The sequence below is a fragment of the Citrobacter sp. RHBSTW-00887 genome (genome assembly GCF_013728095.1).
GTDB lineage: Bacteria > Pseudomonadota > Gammaproteobacteria > Enterobacterales > Enterobacteriaceae > Citrobacter > Citrobacter braakii.
The window spans coordinates 2,563,697-2,581,723 of the sequence record NZ_CP056267.1; the positions used below are offsets into that span (position 1 = coordinate 2,563,697).

The window sequence follows — 18,027 nt, forward strand, 5'->3', positions numbered from 1 at the left end:
ATCTGGCGGCGCCCGAACGCGCCGCCGCTCATCACCTGTAAGGAGTACTCATGAGCGCGCTATTTCTGGCTATCCCATTAACCATCTTTGTGCTGTTCGTTTTACCGATTTGGCTCTGGCTGCATTACAGCAACCGTTCCAGTCGTGGCGAACTGGCGCAAAGTGAACAGCAACGTCTGGTAGAACTCAACGATGACGCACAGCGGATGCGCGAGCGCATTCAGGCGCTGGAAGACATCCTTGATGCTGAACATCCAAACTGGAGGGACCGCTAATGGGAGGCGTTAATCTGAACAAAAAACTGTGGCGTATTCCGCAACAGGGCATGGTGAAGGGGGTTTGCGCAGGTATTGCGCATTACCTCGATGTGCCTGTGAAGCTGGTACGGATCCTGGTGGTGTTGTCCGTCTTTTTTGGTCTGGCCTTTTTCACCTTCGTCGCTTACATCGTGCTGACGTTTGTGTTGGACCCGATGCCGGACAATGTGGTTTCCGGTGAGCAGCAGCCATCAAGCGGCGAGCTGTTAGATGCCGTCGATCGCGAGCTGGCGGCAAGTGAAAAGCGTTTGCGTGAAATGGAGCGTTATGTCACGTCTGATACCTTTTCATTGCGCAGCCGTTTCCGCCAATTGTGAGGATAGAAATGAACAATCGCTGGCAACGTGCCGGGCAAAGGGTTAAGCCGGGCTTTAAAATAGCAGGTAAGCTGGTGCTTTTAACTGCGCTTCGTTACGGCCCGGCGGGGGTAGCAGGGTGGGCGGTGAAGTCCGTCGCCCGACGCCCGCTTAAAATGCTGCTGGCGTTGGTCCTGGAGCCGGTTTTGAGTCGGGCAGCGGCAAAATTATCGAAACGCTATTCAGGTAATCAACCCTGATATCCGAATCAGCAAAAGCAAGCAACAATTAATCAACATTCCCTCTGTTAATTTGCGGCAGCTCACAAATACGATTTTTTGGCTGCCAAAATTCTTTTATTATCCCCCTCCTGGCCACCTCAGCCGATTGACAGCTTATTTCCCGCAGAGTAGTCTCTTGATTCATGGGACCGCTACCACGAGAATTGAAGGTGAACCAAAAAATCCAAAAATGCCTGGCAGAAGTTTATGGTGATACGTTTACTTCATGCCACTATGAAGCGCTGATTGCACGTTTAGAGAAATCACAGGGATTAATTAAAAAAATCCGTAAAGCGCATTGGGACGAGGGCGATGTGGTTCTTATTACCTACGCCGATCAATTCCACGGGGCAGGCAAAAAACCACTGCCGATGTTTAATCAGTTTTATAATGAATGGCTTAAGTCGACATTTTCTCATGTGCATCTGTTGCCGTTTTATCCGTGGTCATCGGATGATGGTTTTTCCGTAATTAATTACCATCAGGTTGCCGAAGAAACCGGTGACTGGAATGATATTAAGCAATTGGGTAAATCCAGTCGACTGATGTTTGATTTTGTTTGTAACCATATGTCAGCGAAAAGCGAATGGTTTAATAACTATTTGCAACAGCTTGACGGTTATGAAGATTTCTTTATTGCGATGGATCCTGATACGGACCTGAGCAACGTAACGCGTCCACGCGCATTACCGTTACTGACGCCTTTTACGCTGAAAGATAACACCGTACGCTATTTATGGACGACGTTCAGCGACGACCAGATCGATCTCAACTATGCCAACCCGATAGTGTTACTGGCGATGGTCGATGTGCTATTGAGTTATCTTGAGCAGGGCGCTGATTATGTCCGCCTGGATGCGGTTGGCTTTATGTGGAAAGAGCCTGGAACGACCTGTATTCACCTGGAAAAAACGCATCAGCTTATCAAACTATTTCGCGCTATTGCTGACTGCGCGGCGCCTGGTACGGCGATTATTACTGAAACAAACGTTCCGCATAAGGATAATGTGTCCTACTACGGAAATGGCCGTGATGAAGCGCATATGGTGTACCAGTTCTCGTTACCGCCGCTGGTGCTGCATGCGGTACAACGCCAGGATACCTCAACCTTGTGCCAGTGGGCGCAATCACTGGAACTGTCGTCCAGTGAGACCACCTGGTTTAATTTCCTCGCATCGCATGACGGTATTGGTCTCAACCCATTACGTGGTTTGTTACCTGAAGACGAGATCGTGCGCCTGGTGACGGAATTACAACAGGAAGGCGCGCTGGTTAACTGGAAAAATAACCCTGATGGTAGTCGCAGTCCGTATGAAATTAACGTCACATATATGGACGCACTAACGCCAGGCAATTGTAGTGATGCCGAACGTTTTTCCCGTTTTATTCTCGCACATGCCATTTTGCTGAGTTTTCCGGGTGTACCTGCGGTTTACATTCAAAGCATTCTTGGGTCACGCAATGATTATAAAGGTGTCGAGGCGCTAGGTTATAACCGCGCGATCAACCGCAAAAAATATCAAATAAGCCAAATCGAAACGGAGCTGGCAGATGAAACCAGTTTGCGCCACGCTATTTATCATGAATTATCCCGATTAATTGTAATACGTCGTAGTAATAAAGCATTTCACCCTGATAGTGATTTTCAGATTAGCAGTGTTACACCGGCTGTAATGCAAATTAAACGTACGGCGGAAACTGGCGAAAAAATTACCGGATTATTTAATGTCAGCGGTCATACGCAAACCATTAGTATTGATGTTGAAAATGGATTTGATTTGATTAGCGGTAAAACTATTTCAGGTAAAGAATTAACGTTGAACGCCTGGCAGGTCATGTGGGTTAAGTAATAAAAAGGAACATTTCATGCTTAAAACTAAAATTGTGCTGATTTCAGCACTGGTTTCCTGCGCCCTGGTTTCCGGGTGTAAGGATGATAAAACGTCCTCTGTTGCGATTGAATTTATGCACTCTTCTGTTGAACAGGAGCGGCAGGCGGTTATTGCAAAACTGATTGAGCGTTTTGAAAAAGAGAACCCGGGGATCAGTGTCAAACAGGTTCCTGTAGAAGAAGATGCGTACAACACCAAGGTCATCACCCTGGCGCGGAGCGGTTCACTGCCTGAAGTCATTGAAACCAGCCATGACTACGCGAAAGTTATGGATAAAGAATCACTTATCGATCGTAAAGCCGTAGCGCAGGTCATCAACGCCGTAGGTGAAGGTGCTTTTTATGATGGCGTGCTGCGTATTGTGCGCACTGAAGACGGTACCGCCTGGACCGGGGTTCCGGTTAGCGCCTGGATTGGCGGGATCTGGTATCGCAAAGATGTGCTGGCAAAAGCTGGGCTGGAAGAGCCAAAAGACTGGCAACAACTGCTGAGCGTGGCGCAGAAGCTAAACAATCCTGGTAGTAAGAAATATGGTATTGCGCTGCCCACGGCGGAAAGCGTTTTGACCGAACAGTCATTTTCCCAGTTCGCGCTCTCAAACCAGGCCAACGTTTTTGATGCGCAAGGAAAGATAACGCTCAACACACCTGAAATGGCGCAGGCGCTGCAGTATTACCGCCAATTGGCAATGAACACTATGCCGGGCTCAAACGACATCATGGAAGTCAAAGACGCGTTCATGAACGGCACGGCACCGATGGCGATTTATTCCACCTATATCCTCCCGGCGGTGATTAAAGAGGGCGATCCTAAAAATGTGGGCTTTATGGTGCCGACGGAAAAAAACTCTGCTGTTTACGGCATGCTGACGTCGTTAACCATTACCGCGGGTCAAAAGTCTGAAGAGACAGAAGCGGCAGAGAAATTTGTCACCTTTATGGAGCAGGCCGACAACATCGCGGACTGGGTCATGATGTCGCCAGGGGCGGCGCTGCCGGTCAACAAAGCGGTGGTGAATACCGCGACGTGGAAAGATAACACTGTCATCAAAGCGCTGGGTGAATTACCCGATCAGCTGATTGCCGAACTGCCGAATATCCAGGTGTTTGGTGCCGTCGGCGATAAGAACTTCACCCGCATGGGCGACGTCACAGGCTCCGGTGTTGTGAGCTCAATGGTGCACAACGTGACGGTAGGCAAAGCCGACCTCGTCACCACGATTGAAGCGAGCCAGAAAAAACTGGATGACCTCGTTGAACAGCGCTAATGGGGAAATGGAAAGCCGTGATGAATAAGTTCTTTTCAGGTCGATCTGATATGCCATTCGCCATGCTGCTGTTGGCGCCCAGCTTGCTGTTGCTGGGCGGTTTAGTGGCGTGGCCGATGATATCAAACATCGAAATCAGCTTTATGCGACTGCCGCTGAATCCGCAAATTGAGTCTACGTTTGTCGGGCTGAGCAACTATATCCGTATCTTATCCGATCCCGGATTCTGGCATTCGCTGTGGATGACGGTCTGGTATACCGCGCTGGTTGTGGCAGGAAGCACGGTACTGGGGCTGGGCGTGGCGATGTTTTTTAACCGTGAGTTTCGTCTGCGGAAAACGGCGCGCTCACTGGTCATCCTCTCTTACGTGACGCCATCAATTTCGCTGGTGTTTGCCTGGAAATACATGTTCAACAACGGCTACGGCATTGTGAACTACCTCGGCGTGGATCTGTTGCATCTCTACGATCAGGCGCCGCTGTGGTTCGACAATCCCGGCAGCAGCTTCGCGCTGGTCGTGCTGTTCGCCATCTGGCGCTACTTTCCGTATGCCTTTATCTCGTTTCTGGCGATTTTACAGACGATTGATAAATCGTTGTATGAGGCGGCAGAAATGGACGGCGCGAATGCCTGGCAACGGTTTCGTATCGTCACGCTGCCAGCGATTATGCCGGTGCTGGCAACCGTGGTCACGCTGCGCACGATCTGGATGTTTTACATGTTCGCCGATGTTTATCTGCTGACCACTAAAGTCGATATTCTCGGGGTCTATCTCTATAAAACAGCGTTTGCATTTAACGACCTAGGCAAAGCGGCCGCTATTTCTGTCGTCCTCTTCGTCATTATTTTCGCTGTTATCCTGCTGACCAGAAAACGGGTGAACCTCAATGGCAACAAATAAGCGCACACTTGGCCGCATCGGCTTTTACTGTGGATTAATTGTCTTCCTGGGCATCACGCTATTCCCATTTTTTGTGATGTTGATGACCTCATTTAAAAGCGCCAAAGAGGCGATCTCGCTACATCCGACGCTGTTACCGCAGCAATGGACGCTGGAACATTACATCGACATCTTCAACCCGATGATTTTCCCGTTTGTTGACTACTTCCGTAATAGCCTGGTGGTATCGGTCACTTCTTCGGTGGTGGCGGTATTTCTCGGCGTACTCGGAGCGTATGCGCTTTCCCGCCTGCGTTTTAAGGGGCGAATGACTATCAATGCCAGCTTTTACACGGTGTACATGTTTTCGGGGATCCTGCTGGTGGTGCCGCTATTCAAAATCATTACGGCACTTGGCATCTATGACACCGAAATGGCGTTGATTATCACCATGGTCACCCAGACGCTGCCGACCGCGGTGTTCATGCTGAAAAGCTACTTCGACACCATTCCGGATGAAATAGAAGAAGCCGCGATGATGGATGGATTGAACCGTCTGCAGATCATCTTTCGCATTACCGTGCCGTTGGCGATGTCCGGTCTGGTTTCGGTCTTTGTGTACTGCTTTATGGTGGCGTGGAATGACTATCTGTTTGCCTCGATTTTCCTCTCCAGCGCCAGCAATTTTACCTTACCGGTCGGTCTGAACGCGCTGTTCAGTACGCCTGACTATATCTGGGGACGCATGATGGCGGCATCGTTAGTCACCGCATTGCCGGTCGTCATTATGTATGCGCTTTCCGAACGTTTTATTAAAAGTGGTTTGACCGCAGGCGGCGTGAAAGGCTAAGCGGCCAGTTTAATTAAGGAGTTGTAAATGAAGAAGTTAGTTGCCACAGAACCGCGTGTTGCGGCGCTGGTGGAATATGAAGACAGAGCTGTATCCGCCAATGAAGTGAAAGTTCGCGTTCGCTTTGGTGCGCCAAAACATGGCACGGAAGTGGTCGATTTTCGCGCTGCCAGTCCGTTTATTGACGAAGATTTTAACGGCGAATGGCAAATGTTCATGCCGCGTCCGGAAAGGGCGCCGCGCGGGATTGAATTCGGCAAGTTCCAGCTTGGCAACATGGTGGTGGGCGATGTTATTGAGTGTGGCAGCGATGTGACCGAATACGCCGTTGGCGATTCAGTTTGCGGCTACGGCCCACTGGCAGAAACGGTTTTCTTTAATGCGGTAAACAACTACAAACTGCGCAAAATGCCGGAAGGCAGTTCGTGGAAAAATGCCGTGTGCTATGACCCGGCACAGTTCGCCATGAGTGGCGTGCGCGACGCCAATGTGCGTGTCGGCGACTTTGTTGTCATCGTCGGCTTAGGGGCGATTGGCCAGATTGCCGTCCAACTGGCTAAGAAAGCGGGAGCCTCGGTGGTCATAGGTGTGGATCCGATTGCCCATCGTTGCGATATCGCGCGTCGTCATGGCGCGGATTTCTGTCTGAATCCTATTGGCACCGATGTCGGCATGGAAATTAAGAAGCTGACCGGCAAGCAGGGCGCGGATGTGATTATCGAAACCAGTGGCTATGCGGATGCGTTGCAATCGGCGTTACGCGGTCTGGCTTATGGTGGAACCATCTCCTATGTCGCTTTCGCGAAACCTTTTGCTGAAGGCTTCAACCTGGGGCGTGAAGCGCACTTCAACAACGCCAAAATTGTCTTCTCCCGTGCCTGCAGTGAGCCAAATCCGGATTATCCGCGCTGGAGCCGCAAGCGTATTGAGGAGACCTGTTGGGAACTGTTGATGAACGGTTACCTGAACTGTGAAGAACTTATTGACCCGGTAGTTACATTTGCCAGCAGCCCGGAAAGCTATATGCAGTATGTCGATCGCCATCCGGAAAAGAGCATCAAAATGGGCGTGACGTTTTAATTAAGGAATGCAGAAGATGAAAATTGGAACACAGAACCAGGCTTTTTTTCCGGAAAATATTCTCGATAAATTCCGTTACATCAAAGAGATGGGGTTTGACGGTTTTGAAATTGACGGCAAGCTGCTGGTTAACAACCTGGCAGAAGTGAAAGCAGCAATCAAAGAAACAGGCCTGCCCGTCACCACCGCCTGTGGAGGATATGACGGTTGGATCGGTGATTTTATCGAAGAGCGTCGTTTGAATGGCTTACAGCAGATTACCCGCATTCTCGAAGCGCTGGCCGAAGTCGGTGGGCAGGGCATTATTGTACCCGCTGCATGGGGCATGTTTACCTTCCGCTTACCGCCGATGACCTCTCCGCGCAGCCTGGCGGGTGATCGTAAAGCAGTAAGTGATTCATTGATTTATCTCGATAAAGTTGCCGAGCGTACGGGGACGGTGGTGTATCTGGAGCCGCTTAATCGCTATCAGGATCATATGATCAACACCCTGGCGGATGCCCGTCGCTATATCGTGGAAAACAACCTGAAGCATGTGCAAATCATTGGTGATTTTTACCATATGAATATCGAAGAAGACGATATGGCTCAGGCGCTGCATGACAATCGCGATCTGCTGGGACACGTCCATATTGCGGATAACCACCGTTATCAGCCGGGGAGCGGTACGCTGGATTTCACTGCGCTGTTTGATCAGTTGCGTGAAGATAATTATCAGGGTTACGTCGTGTACGAAGGGCGTGTACGGGCAGAGAACCTGCCGGAAGCGTACCGTCAGTCACTGGCCTGGCTGCGTACCTGCTAAGAGGATTTCTGTGAAAAGTGCACTGACAAGCTCTCCGCTACGCATCGCCATTATCGGCGCCGGGCAGGTGGCGGATAAAGTTCATGCTTCGTACTACTGCACCCGCAACGATCTGGAACTGGTGGCTGTCTGTGACAGCCGCCTGTCACAGGCGCAGGCGTTGGCAGAGAAATACGGCAATCCGCAGGTTTGGGACGATCCTCAGACGATGCTACGCGAGGCTAAGCCAGATATCGTCAGCATCTGTTCACCCAATCGTTTTCATTATGAACACACCATGTTGGCGCTGAACGCCGGATGCCATGTGATGTGTGAGAAACCTCCGGCGATGACGCCAGCCGAGGCGCTGGAAATGTGTAACACGGCGCGTCGAATGGGGAAAGTTCTGGCTTATGATTTTCATCATCGTTTCGCACTGGATACGCAGTTGCTTCGTGAGCAGGTGATGGCCGGCGTGCTGGGTGAAATCTATGTCACCAATGTCCGCGCTTTGCGCCGCTGCGGCGTGCCCGGCTGGGGGGTATTTACCAACAAAGAACTGCAGGGCGGCGGGCCGCTGATTGATCTCGGCATCCATATGCTTGATGCCGCCATGTATGTGCTGGGGTTTCCGGCAGTAAAGCGCGTTAACGCACACAGCTATCAACGCATTGGCACGCGTAAAAACAGCGGCCAGTTTGGGAAATGGGATCCCGAGACGTATACCGTGGAGGATTCTCTGTTCGGGACGATTGAATTTCATAACGGCGGTATCCTGCGACTGGAAACCTCTTTCGCGCTGAATATCCCGGAACAATCGATTATGAACGTTAATTTCTGCGGCGATCTGGCAGGGGCGACGTTATTCCCGGCCCAGGTTTATACCGATCGTGAGGGGACGCTTGACGTACTGCTTCAGCGCGAAATGGCCGATGACAATCGACATTATCGCAGCATGGAAGCTTTTGTGAATCATGTCCAGGGCGAGCCTGTCACTATTGCTGACGCAGAGCAAGGCGTCGTTATTCAACAACTGGTTGCCGCACTGTATCAATCGGCTGAAACAGGGACCTACGTAGACTTATGACGAGGCCAGTAATGCTAACTGAACCGGCTTTTTGCCCACACAACCTGAATAAATATGCGTCACTCATGACGACCGGTAACGGTTATATGGGGATTCGCGCCAGCCACGAGGAAGCCTACACCTTACAAACTCGCGGCATGTACATTGCTGGACTGTATCACCGGGCAGGGAAAGGCGAGATTAATGAACTGGTTAATCTGCCTGATGTGGTGGGGGTGGAGATTTCACTCAATGGTGAGATTTTCTCGCTCACCAGCGGCGTTATCGAAAGCTGGCAACGTGAACTGGATTTTGCCAGTGGGGAATTACGCCGTGCGCTTACCTGGCGTGCGTCTGGCGGGGCGCGTTTTGCCATTGAGAGCCGGCGATTTGTCTCGGCACAAAAACTGCCGCTGTTTGCTATGGAAGTTGTCGTCACGCCACTGGATGGCGATGCCAGCATTGGTATCTCGACCGGAATTGACGCCACGATGACCAATCATGGTCGTCAGCATTTGGATGAAACGCAGGTCCGGGTCTTTGGCCAGCATCTTATGCAAGGGATTTACACCACCCAGGACAATCGTAATGATATCGCTATCACCACGTATTGCGATGTAGATGGTGCAGTGCAGCGCTGCTTCACGGCGAAAGAACGTCGGCTGTTACAACACAACAGCGTGCAGGCGAAAGCCGGACAGCGCGTCACACTGACAAAAATTAGCTGGGTAGACTGGGCGAGCGAACGCAGCCTGTCGCTTGAGACCTGGGGACGCCAGTCGCTGCGCAACCTGGAAGTGTGCGCGCAGCAAGGCTATGACGCTCTGCTGGCGGAGTCGGCTGCTAACTGGCATGCCTGGTGGCAAAATCGTCGCGTTCAGGTCACCAGCACTGATGCCAGCGATCAGCGAGCGCTGGACTATGCGCTCTATCATCTGCGTGTGATGACTCCTGACCACGATGAGCGCAGTAGTATTGCGGCCAAAGGTTTGACGGGGGAAGGGTATAAAGGTCACATATTCTGGGATACCGAGGTCTTTCTGTTACCGTTTCATCTCTTTACCGAGCCGAAAACCGCGAGAAGTTTGTTGCGTTACCGCTGGCATAATCTGTCGGGGGCGCGTGAGAAAGCCCGCCGTAACGGTTGGCAGGGAGCGCTTTTCCCTTGGGAAAGCGCTCGCAGCGGTGATGAGGAAACGCCTGAATTTGCGGCGATCAACATCCGTACCGGACTGCGTCAGAAAGTGGCCTCCGCGCAGGCTGAACATCACCTCGTGGCGGATATTGCCTGGGCGGTAATCAATTACTGGCATGCTTCAGGGGATCTAAACTTCATGTCCCGTGAGGGAATGACGTTGCTGCTGGAAACGGCGAAGTTCTGGATCAGCAGGGCGGTCATGGTTAATAATCGTTTAGAGATCCACGATGTGATTGGCCCGGATGAATACACTGAGCATGTGAACAACAACGCGTTCACCAACTACATGGCCTGGTACAACGTGGAACAGGCGCTGGGTTTTGCCCGTCGGTTGGGCTGCGGTGATGAGACGTTTATTCACCGCGCAGAGTATTTTTTACAGCGTCTCTGGCGACCGGAAGTTCAGCCCGATGGCGTGCTACCTCAGGACGATACCTTCCTGAGCAAACCGGCTATCGATCTGTCACAGTACAAAGCCAAAGCGGGCAAGCAGACGATTTTGCTCGATTACTCCCGTGCAGAAGTCAATGAGATGCAAATTCTCAAACAGGCCGATGTGGTGATGCTGACCTACATGCTACCGGAGCAATTTTGCCCGCAAACCTGTCTGGCAAACCTGCGCTTTTACGAGCCGCGCACAATTCATGACTCCTCGTTGAGTAAAGCGATCCACGGGATTGTGGCAGCGCGTTGCGGTGATCCGGCTCAGGGCTATCGGTTCTGGCGTGAAGGATCGCTTATCGATCTCGGGGAGGACCCACATAGCTGCGATGACGGCATTCATGCTGCGGCAACGGGCGCCATCTGGCTGGGTGCAATCCAGGGTTTTGCCGGCGTGAATATTCGCCACGGGGAGTTACACCTTGCTCCTGCCTTACCGACTCATTGGCAAACGCTGTCTTTCCCGCTGCGCTGGCAGGGCATCGATATGCAGGTAATCATTAATGCGGCTGAAATCCGTATTAACAGTACTGAGCAGATTGTCCTTTGGGTCAATGGTGAAAAGGTCTCCGTGCAGGGGGAAACCGTAATCCGCAATGACGCCATTATTTCGCCCACTTATGGGACCGCTACCACAGAAAGGGGCGATGAATGATACTCAAACCACAGGCCATCATTTTTGATTTGGATGGCGTGATTACCGATACCGCGCATCTGCATTTTCTGGCCTGGCGGCAGGTAGCCGATGAAATAGGGATTGTGATCGACGAAGTATTTAATGACAGCCTGAAAGGGATTAGTCGCGGCGAATCACTACAGCGTATTTTGCACCATGGTGGGAAGGCGGGGGTGTTTTCTCCCGAGGCCTGCGCACAATTGGCAGAGAGAAAAAACAGACTGTATGTCCATTCTTTGCGCCAGCTGACAGTTAACTCGGTATTACCGGGAATATGTGAGCTGTTGATGACGTTGCGGGAAGAACGGATTCCGGTGGGGTTTGCCTCTGTGTCGCGCAATGCCCCGGCTATTTTACAAGCGCTTAATCTTAGCTCTTGCTTTGATTTTTGTGCGGATGCGGCATTGATCACCCGCTCGAAACCGGATCCGGAAATTTTCCTGGCAGCCTGCGCGGGTCTTGGCGTTGACCCGCAACAATGTATTGGCATAGAAGACGCACAAGCGGGAATTGATGCAATCAACGCCTGCGGCATGCTTTCTGTCGGCATCGGTAAAGGGCTGAATGGGGCAGACTTGCTGCTTCCGGCAACCGAATTTCTGACGTGGCCGTGCTTATCGGCTTTCTGGCAACACGACAAGTAAAGGATTCAACATGGCACAGCTTTCGTTGCAACACATTCAAAAAATTTACGACAACCAGGTACACGTCGTTAAAGACTTCAATCTGGAAATTGAAGATAAAGAGTTTATTGTTTTTGTTGGACCTTCCGGCTGCGGGAAGTCAACTACGTTACGCATGATCGCCGGTCTGGAGGAGATCAGCGGCGGCGATCTGCTGATTGACGGTAAACGGATGAACGATGTGCCGGCGAAATCACGCAACATTGCGATGGTTTTTCAGAACTACGCGTTGTACCCACACATGACCGTCTATGACAACATGGCGTTTGGTCTGAAAATGCAGAAAATAGCGCCTGCTGTGATTGAGGAGCGCGTCAACTGGGCGGCGCAGATCCTTGGCCTGCGCGATTATCTGCAGCGTAAACCCGGCGCGTTATCCGGTGGTCAGCGTCAGCGTGTGGCGCTGGGGCGTGCGATTGTACGTGAAGCGGGGGTCTTCCTGATGGATGAACCCTTATCGAATCTTGATGCCAAACTTCGCGTTCAGATGCGGGCTGAAATTAGCAAACTGCATCAGAAACTCAATACCACCATGATCTATGTTACCCACGATCAAACCGAAGCCATGACTATGGCGACGCGTATTGTGATTATGAAGGATGGCATTGTTCAGCAGGTTGGTGCGCCGAAAACGGTTTATAACCACCCGGCTAATATGTTTGTCGCCGGATTTATTGGCTCACCGGCCATGAACTTTATTCGTGGCGCGATTGATGGTGATAAGTTTGTTACTGAAACACTGAAATTAACGATTCCACAAAATAAATTAGCACAATTAAAAGCGCAGGGTTATGAACATCAGGCGGTCACTCTGGGAATTCGTCCTGAAGATATACACCCGCAGCTTAATAATGAAAATAGTATATCGGCAAAAATTAGCGTTGCAGAATTAACCGGCGCTGAATTTATGCTTTATACCATTGTTGGGGGGCATGAGTTGGTGGTCCGTGCTGGGGCAGTGAATGATTATCATGCAGGAGAAAATATCACTATTCATTTTGATATGGCGAAATGCCATTTCTTTGATGCTGAAACTGAAGTGGCTATTCAATAAAATTCCGGGGGGATAAATCCCCCCCAAGCCTTGGGGCATTTTTGCGAGTATTTTAACAAGGAATAATAATGAAAACCCTACTGTCCGCTACTGCGCTGATTATGAGCGCAGGAATGGCCTGCGCGCAGGCTGCTGAAAATAATGACTGGCACTTTAATATTGGTGCTATGTACGAAATAGAAAACGTTGAAGGTCAGGGCGAAGATATGGATGGACTGGCTGAGCCGTCCGTCTATTTCAATGCCTCTAATGGGCCGTGGAAAATATCGCTGGCCTATTATCAGGAAGGACCGGTTGATTACAGCGAAGGTAAGCGTGGTACCTGGTTTGATCGTCCGGAACTGGAAGTCCGCTATCAATTTCTGGAAAGTGAGGATGTTAATTTCGGTTTGACCGGTGGCTTCCGTAATTACGGTTATCACTATGTCAATGAACCAGGAAACGACACCGCTAATATGCAGCGCTGGAAAGTTCAGCCGGACTGGGATGTTAAACTGACCGACGACCTGCGCTTTAGCGGTTGGCTGTCGATGTATCAATTCGTTAATGATTTGAATACTACTGGCTACTCCGATAGTCGTGTCGAAAGCGAGACCGGTCTGAATTACAGGTTTAACGAAACGGTGGGCTTAACGGTCAACTATTACCTTGAGCGCGGCTTTAATCTGGCTGATTCGCGCAATAATGGTGAGTTCTCAACCCAGGAAATTCGTGCATATTTACCGTTGTCTTTAGGCAATACCACCCTGACGCCGTATACCCGTCTGGGGCTTGATCGCTGGTCAAACTGGGACTGGCGAGATGATCCGGAACGTGAAGGCCATAATTTCAATCGTCTCGGTTTACTGTATGCATATGGTTTCCAGAATGGTTTATCAATGTCACTGGAGTATGCCTATGAGTGGGAAGATCACGACGAAGGTGAAAGCGATAGATTCCATTATGCTGGTATAGGCGTGAACTACGCATTCTAAAATATACTGGGGCATTTATGCCCCAGTTTTTACACCAGTGAGTCGGCCAGCGATATTTGTGTGCTCACCGTGATATTTTGTAATCCTTTCTCGCCCGCAATCAGGTTAAATAATAAATTACAGCTTTGTTCACCCAACTGCTGGGTAGGCACATCAATTCCCCCAGGAACGGGCGTGAGCATAAAAGACAACAGCTCATTACTGTAGCCCACAACGGCAAGTTGTTGTGGGATAATTATATTTTTCTCAGCCGCCACGCGATATAAGCTCATTAATTTCAAGCTGTCGGTGGCAAATACGGCGTCGGGTAACGGCTGCTGACTCAGTAATTTTCGTGAAGCGAGCAGGGCTGTTTCATGGGTATAGCCCCCGTCAACAATCCATTCATCGCGCATTTTAATATTATGCGCCTGAAGGCTGGCTTTATATCCGTTAACGCGATCGATAGAAACATGAACATCAAGCGGCGCGTGCAAACAGGCTATATTACGGTGTCCACTCTCAATCAGCGCATCAGTTAGTGTAATGCTGTCGCGATAATTATCTGTGTCTACAGAATAGACATTGGCGTAATCGCCTTCAACCTTTCCAATAACCACGACCGGTACGTTGTATTTATCCAGCCTTGCAAAAAAAGATTCATCGGCGGGAGAACTCAGCATAATGATACCTTTGATCAATTTCTGCTTAATTTTGCTCTCACATTTTTGTAAATCATCTTCAGTGCTTCGCGACGTCTGTAATATGACATCAAAACCGACCTCTTCAGCCTTGGCAGTAATAGCATGCAGCACTTCAGAGAAAAACGGATTACCGGCGGTTGTTTTTGCTGAACGGGTAGATATCACCATTATTGCATCAAACCCGGAAGAGGTGAGTGCGCGAGCAAGTTTATTGGGCTGGTACTGTAACTCATCAATAGCACGCAGCACTTTTTCAAGCGCTTCCGGCGAGATATTGGTTTGCTTATTAAGCACGCGCGATACCGTGGATTTTGATACGCCAGCGGCTCGTGCAATATCATAAATGGTAGGAGACATAGATCCCAAGCTCCGTCCGAGAGTCAATGGCGAACATATTATGGAGTTAATTGGCGAATGACAACAATATCGGAATGCGGGCAGAAAAATCAAAAAACTAACCGCAGTATGCGCAACCAGAGGAAGAGTCGTCCACGGGTGCCGAGGGTGATAATGCGGTCGCAATATTTTCTTAAGAACTGGCGTATAGTGTGTTGGTTAAATCCAACTATCAGTCAGGAAGATATTATGTTGAAAAAAGGCGTATTAGCGTTGGCACTGGTCATCGGCATGCCGGTTTTTGCAGCCGAGCACTGGATTGATGTTCGCGTTCCTGAACAGTATCAACAGCAGCATATTCAGGGGGCGGTCAACATTCCATTAAAAGAGATGAAGGCGCGTATCGCTGCTGAAGTTCCTGATAAGACCGACACCGTGAAGCTGTACTGCAACTCCGGGCGTCAATCGGGGCAGGCGAAGGATATGTTGACGGAAATGGGCTACACGCAGGTGACCAACGAAGGTGGCATCAATCAGATAGCGCTTCCTAAAGTAGAGAATCAATAAACCGCTCGCATTCCTTCTGCTCCAGGCGGTAAGAATAATGCCGCCTGTTACAGCTCAGGTAGTTGATAAGTAAGAATTGACCCCTATCTTTACTTCCTGTTTGTTATAATTTCTTCGGTTCCTTCAGCAAAACGGGATGGCGATGAAGCGACTTAAAAATGAACTCAATTCGCTGGTTAATCGCGGCGTAGACCGGCATTTGCGCCTGGCTGTCACCGGACTTAGCCGTAGCGGTAAGACGGCGTTTATCACCGCGATGGTAAACCAGTTACTCAATATTCATGCTGGTGCGCGTCTGCCGTTGCTCAGTTGCGTGCGCGAAGAGCGTCTGCTCGGCGTTAAACGGGTTCCACAACGCGATTTTGGTATTCCGCGCTTTACCTATGATGAGGGACTGGCGCAGCTGTATGGCTCTCCGCCGACCTGGCCGACACCTACGCGCGGTGTGAGTGAAATACGCCTCGCGCTGCGCTACAAATCCAATGATTCTTTACTGCGCCACTTTAAAGACACCTCCACGCTGTACCTGGAAATCGTCGATTATCCGGGGGAGTGGCTGCTCGATTTACCGATGCTGGCCCAGGATTATCTCAGCTGGTCGCGGCAAATGACCGGATTATTACAGGGACAGCGGGGCGAATGGTCGGCAAGATGGCGGCAGTTATGCCAGGGGTTGGATCCGCTGGCGCCTGCTGATGAAAACCGTCTTGCGGAAATCGCTGCCGCCTGGACGGAGTATCTGCACCAGTGCAAGCAGCAGGGACTGCATTTTATTCAGCCGGGCCGTTTTGTTCTGCCCGGAGATATGGCGGGCGCTCCTGCGCTGCAGTTCTTCCCGTGGCCGGACGTTGATGCCTGGGGGGAATCGAAGCTGGCGCAGGCAGACAAACACACCAATGCAGGCATGCTGCGCGACAGGTTTAATTATTACTGTGAAAAAGTCGTGAAGGGATTTTATAAGAATCACTTCCTGCGCTTTGACCGTCAGATTGTGCTGGTCGATTGTCTGCAACCGCTCAACAGCGGGCCACAGGCGTTTAATGACATGCGTCTGGCGCTCACCCAACTGATGCAAAGTTTCCATTATGGACAGCGCACGCTGTTTCGTCGGCTGTTTTCCCCGGTGATCGACAAACTTCTGTTTGCCGCCACCAAAGCCGACCATGTGACGGTCGATCAGCACGCCAATATGGTGTCGTTATTGCAGCAGTTGATCCAGGACGCCTGGCAAAACGCTGCGTTCGAAGGTATCAGCATGGATTGTCTGGGACTGGCATCAGTACAGGCAACCACCAGCGGCCTGATCGATGTGAAAGGCGAAAAGATCCCGGCGCTGCGTGGTCATCGTCTGAGCGATGGTGAACCGCTAACCGTTTATCCGGGGGAAGTGCCCGCGCGTTTACCTGGACAAGCATTCTGGGACAGCCAGGGCTTTCAGTTTGAGGCGTTTCGCCCGCAGGTTATGGATGTTGATAAACCCTTACCGCATATTCGTCTTGATGCCGCGATGGAGTTTTTAATAGGAGATAAATTGCGATGAGCGAGCCGTTAAAACCGCGTATCGATTTCTCAGGTCCGCTGGACGTGGAACAAAACGCGGCGTTTAAAGCGCAGCAGATGTTCAATGAAACAGAGGCGCAGACTTTTTCTCCGGCGACAGTGGATGAACCTCTGCAAGACGAAGGTCAGGCTGAGGCCGTCATTGATGCGGCCCTACGCCCCAAACGCAGTTTGTGGCGCAAAATGGTGATGGGCGGGTTGGCGCTGTTTGGCGCGAGCGTTGTTGCTCAGGGCGTACAATGGACCATGAACGCCTGGCAGACTCAGGACTGGGTCGCGCTGGGAGGATGTGCCGCTGGCGCATTGATTATCGGTGCAGGTGTCGGATCGGTCGCGACCGAGTGGCGTCGGCTATGGCGTTTGCGCCAGCGTGCGCACGAGCGTGATGAAGCGCGAGATCTGCTCCACAGCCATGGAACCGGAAAAGGTCGTGCATTTTGTGAAAAGCTGGCGCAGCAGGCGGGTATCGATCAGTCCCATCCGGCGCTACAGCGCTGGTATGCCTCAATTCATGAAACGCAGAACGATCGCGAAGTCGTCAGCCTGTATGCCCATCTTGTGCAGCCGGTGCTGGACGCGCAGGCCCGACGTGAGATTAGCCGTTCAGCGGCGGAGTCCACGCTGATGATTGCCGTCAGTCCGCTGGCATTGGTGGATATGGCGTTTATTGCCTGGCGAAACCTGCGGCTGATTAATCGCATCGCATCGCTGTATGGCATTGAACTCGGTTATTACAGCCGCCTGCGTTTGTTCCGCCTGGTGCTACTAAATATCGCTTTTGCCGGGGCCAGTGAGCTGGTGCGGGAAGTGGGAATGGACTGGATGTCGCAGGATTTAGCCGCTCGCTTATCGACGCGTGCCGCGCAGGGTATTGGCGCGGGATTATTAACGGCGCGTCTGGGTATTAAAGTCATGGAACTTTGCCGACCGCTGCCGTGGATCGATGACGATAAGCCACGACTGGGCGATTTTCGCCGTCAACTGATTGGTCAGGTGAAAGAAACCTTACAAAAGAACAAATCGCCGCGCGAAAGTTAGCTAAAAATTGGGCGCCAGTCGTTTAACTTTACGTCCTGGCGCCTGATTTTCCAGCGAGCTGTCAATATTTGTTGACAGAGTTCTTCCTGCAAACCCAATACTG

The 18,027-nt window shown here is 51.0% G+C and carries 18 protein-coding genes; 17 read left to right on the forward strand and 1 reads right to left on the reverse strand.

Annotated features, from left to right (window positions below; genetic code table 11):
• The first annotated feature begins 50 nt into the window (after nucleotides 1-50).
• From pspB to HV314_RS12285, 14 genes are all read left to right on the forward strand, one after another.
• A complete protein-coding gene (gene pspB / locus HV314_RS12220; RefSeq protein WP_016153227.1) occupies nucleotides 51-275 on the forward strand; it encodes an envelope stress response membrane protein PspB in 225 nt (74 codons plus the stop codon).
• Nucleotides 275-634: an envelope stress response membrane protein PspC gene (gene pspC, locus HV314_RS12225; protein WP_003020497.1), complete on the forward strand. Its 360-nt coding sequence runs from the start codon at nucleotides 275-277 to the stop codon at nucleotides 632-634. The genes pspB and pspC overlap by 1 nt, the downstream gene beginning before the upstream one ends.
• A gap of 8 nt (nucleotides 635-642) precedes the next feature.
• Nucleotides 643-873, forward strand: coding sequence for a phage shock protein PspD (gene pspD / locus HV314_RS12230; protein ID WP_003833267.1), 231 nt, complete (start codon nucleotides 643-645; stop codon nucleotides 871-873).
• 164 nt (nucleotides 874-1,037) lie between these two features.
• On the forward strand, nucleotides 1,038-2,744 hold the full coding sequence (locus tag HV314_RS12235) for a sugar phosphorylase (protein WP_239008176.1): 1,707 nt from the start codon (nucleotides 1,038-1,040) through the stop codon (nucleotides 2,742-2,744).
• Between the two features lie 16 nt (nucleotides 2,745-2,760).
• Nucleotides 2,761-4,053 carry an ABC transporter substrate-binding protein gene (locus HV314_RS12240; protein ID WP_181548059.1) on the forward strand — a complete coding sequence of 431 codons (1,293 nt, stop codon included), beginning with the start codon at nucleotides 2,761-2,763 and terminating at the stop codon, nucleotides 4,051-4,053.
• Between the two features lie 20 nt (nucleotides 4,054-4,073).
• Nucleotides 4,074-4,955: a carbohydrate ABC transporter permease gene (locus HV314_RS12245; protein WP_003840754.1), complete on the forward strand. Its 882-nt coding sequence runs from the start codon at nucleotides 4,074-4,076 to the stop codon at nucleotides 4,953-4,955.
• A complete protein-coding gene (locus tag HV314_RS12250) occupies nucleotides 4,942-5,784 on the forward strand; it encodes a carbohydrate ABC transporter permease (protein ID WP_003020474.1) in 843 nt (280 codons plus the stop codon). Before HV314_RS12245 ends, HV314_RS12250 begins: the two co-directional genes overlap by 14 nt.
• Nucleotides 5,785-5,811: 27 nt before the next feature.
• Nucleotides 5,812-6,864 (forward strand): zinc-dependent alcohol dehydrogenase, encoded by a 1,053-nt coding sequence (locus tag HV314_RS12255; protein ID WP_181548060.1) that lies wholly within the window; start codon nucleotides 5,812-5,814, stop codon nucleotides 6,862-6,864.
• A gap of 16 nt (nucleotides 6,865-6,880) precedes the next feature.
• Nucleotides 6,881-7,669 (forward strand): sugar phosphate isomerase/epimerase family protein, encoded by a 789-nt coding sequence (locus HV314_RS12260; protein ID WP_181548061.1) that lies wholly within the window; start codon nucleotides 6,881-6,883, stop codon nucleotides 7,667-7,669.
• A gap of 10 nt (nucleotides 7,670-7,679) precedes the next feature.
• Nucleotides 7,680-8,735 carry a Gfo/Idh/MocA family protein gene (locus HV314_RS12265; RefSeq protein WP_016156633.1) on the forward strand — a complete coding sequence of 352 codons (1,056 nt, stop codon included), beginning with the start codon at nucleotides 7,680-7,682 and terminating at the stop codon, nucleotides 8,733-8,735.
• Nucleotides 8,732-11,008 carry a glycoside hydrolase family 65 protein gene (locus tag HV314_RS12270; RefSeq protein WP_181548062.1) on the forward strand — a complete coding sequence of 759 codons (2,277 nt, stop codon included), beginning with the start codon at nucleotides 8,732-8,734 and terminating at the stop codon, nucleotides 11,006-11,008. Before HV314_RS12265 ends, HV314_RS12270 begins: the two co-directional genes overlap by 4 nt.
• Complete coding sequence (gene pgmB / locus HV314_RS12275; protein WP_181548063.1) at nucleotides 11,005-11,673, forward strand: beta-phosphoglucomutase; 669 nt, start codon at nucleotides 11,005-11,007, stop codon at nucleotides 11,671-11,673. Before HV314_RS12270 ends, pgmB begins: the two co-directional genes overlap by 4 nt.
• A 10-nt stretch (nucleotides 11,674-11,683) precedes the next feature.
• A complete protein-coding gene (locus HV314_RS12280; protein WP_016153219.1) occupies nucleotides 11,684-12,766 on the forward strand; it encodes an ABC transporter ATP-binding protein in 1,083 nt (360 codons plus the stop codon).
• A 68-nt stretch (nucleotides 12,767-12,834) separates the two neighbouring features.
• The gene (locus tag HV314_RS12285; RefSeq protein WP_181548064.1) at nucleotides 12,835-13,740 is read left to right on the forward strand and encodes an OmpG family monomeric porin; all 906 of its coding nucleotides are present in this window, start codon (nucleotides 12,835-12,837) and stop codon (nucleotides 13,738-13,740) included.
• A gap of 29 nt (nucleotides 13,741-13,769) precedes the next feature.
• Here HV314_RS12285 and HV314_RS12290 read toward each other — a convergent pair whose 3' ends face one another.
• A complete protein-coding gene (locus HV314_RS12290) occupies nucleotides 13,770-14,780 on the reverse strand; it encodes a LacI family DNA-binding transcriptional regulator (RefSeq protein ID WP_046274546.1) in 1,011 nt (336 codons plus the stop codon).
• Nucleotides 14,781-15,008: 228 nt separating this feature from the next.
• Between HV314_RS12290 and pspE the strand changes: the two genes are divergently transcribed.
• The 3 genes from pspE (at nucleotide 15,009) to HV314_RS12305 (ending at nucleotide 17,924) form a co-directional block, all read left to right on the forward strand.
• Nucleotides 15,009-15,326, forward strand: a complete 318-nt coding sequence (gene pspE, locus HV314_RS12295) for a thiosulfate sulfurtransferase PspE (protein ID WP_016153216.1) — start codon at nucleotides 15,009-15,011, stop codon at nucleotides 15,324-15,326.
• A gap of 142 nt (nucleotides 15,327-15,468) precedes the next feature.
• Nucleotides 15,469-16,866, forward strand: a complete 1,398-nt coding sequence (locus HV314_RS12300) for a YcjX family protein (protein WP_016153215.1) — start codon at nucleotides 15,469-15,471, stop codon at nucleotides 16,864-16,866.
• The gene (locus HV314_RS12305; protein ID WP_181548065.1) at nucleotides 16,863-17,924 is read left to right on the forward strand and encodes a YcjF family protein; all 1,062 of its coding nucleotides are present in this window, start codon (nucleotides 16,863-16,865) and stop codon (nucleotides 17,922-17,924) included. The genes HV314_RS12300 and HV314_RS12305 overlap by 4 nt, the downstream gene beginning before the upstream one ends.
• Nucleotides 17,925-18,027: the final 103 nt, after the last annotated feature.

What these genes read in the sequence shown, in the direction of transcription:
- pspB (WP_016153227.1), top strand. Translation starts at nt 51, where the DNA reads ATGAGCGCGCTATTTCTGGCTATCCCATTAACCATCTTTGTGCTGTTC.
- pspC (WP_003020497.1), top strand. Translation starts at nt 275, where the DNA reads ATGGGAGGCGTTAATCTGAACAAAAAACTGTGGCGTATTCCGCAACAG.
- pspD (WP_003833267.1), top strand. Translation starts at nt 643, where the DNA reads ATGAACAATCGCTGGCAACGTGCCGGGCAAAGGGTTAAGCCGGGCTTT.
- HV314_RS12235 (WP_239008176.1), top strand. Translation starts at nt 1,038, where the DNA reads ATGGGACCGCTACCACGAGAATTGAAGGTGAACCAAAAAATCCAAAAA.
- HV314_RS12240 (WP_181548059.1), top strand. Translation starts at nt 2,761, where the DNA reads ATGCTTAAAACTAAAATTGTGCTGATTTCAGCACTGGTTTCCTGCGCC.
- HV314_RS12245 (WP_003840754.1), top strand. Translation starts at nt 4,074, where the DNA reads ATGAATAAGTTCTTTTCAGGTCGATCTGATATGCCATTCGCCATGCTG.
- HV314_RS12250 (WP_003020474.1), top strand. Translation starts at nt 4,942, where the DNA reads ATGGCAACAAATAAGCGCACACTTGGCCGCATCGGCTTTTACTGTGGA.
- HV314_RS12255 (WP_181548060.1), top strand. Translation starts at nt 5,812, where the DNA reads ATGAAGAAGTTAGTTGCCACAGAACCGCGTGTTGCGGCGCTGGTGGAA.
- HV314_RS12260 (WP_181548061.1), top strand. Translation starts at nt 6,881, where the DNA reads ATGAAAATTGGAACACAGAACCAGGCTTTTTTTCCGGAAAATATTCTC.
- HV314_RS12270 (WP_181548062.1), top strand. Translation starts at nt 8,732, where the DNA reads ATGACGAGGCCAGTAATGCTAACTGAACCGGCTTTTTGCCCACACAAC.
- pgmB (WP_181548063.1), top strand. Translation starts at nt 11,005, where the DNA reads ATGATACTCAAACCACAGGCCATCATTTTTGATTTGGATGGCGTGATT.
- HV314_RS12280 (WP_016153219.1), top strand. Translation starts at nt 11,684, where the DNA reads ATGGCACAGCTTTCGTTGCAACACATTCAAAAAATTTACGACAACCAG.
- HV314_RS12285 (WP_181548064.1), top strand. Translation starts at nt 12,835, where the DNA reads ATGAAAACCCTACTGTCCGCTACTGCGCTGATTATGAGCGCAGGAATG.
- HV314_RS12290 (WP_046274546.1), bottom strand. Translation starts at nt 14,780, where the DNA reads ATGTCTCCTACCATTTATGATATTGCACGAGCCGCTGGCGTATCAAAA.
- pspE (WP_016153216.1), top strand. Translation starts at nt 15,009, where the DNA reads ATGTTGAAAAAAGGCGTATTAGCGTTGGCACTGGTCATCGGCATGCCG.
- HV314_RS12300 (WP_016153215.1), top strand. Translation starts at nt 15,469, where the DNA reads ATGAAGCGACTTAAAAATGAACTCAATTCGCTGGTTAATCGCGGCGTA.
- HV314_RS12305 (WP_181548065.1), top strand. Translation starts at nt 16,863, where the DNA reads ATGAGCGAGCCGTTAAAACCGCGTATCGATTTCTCAGGTCCGCTGGAC.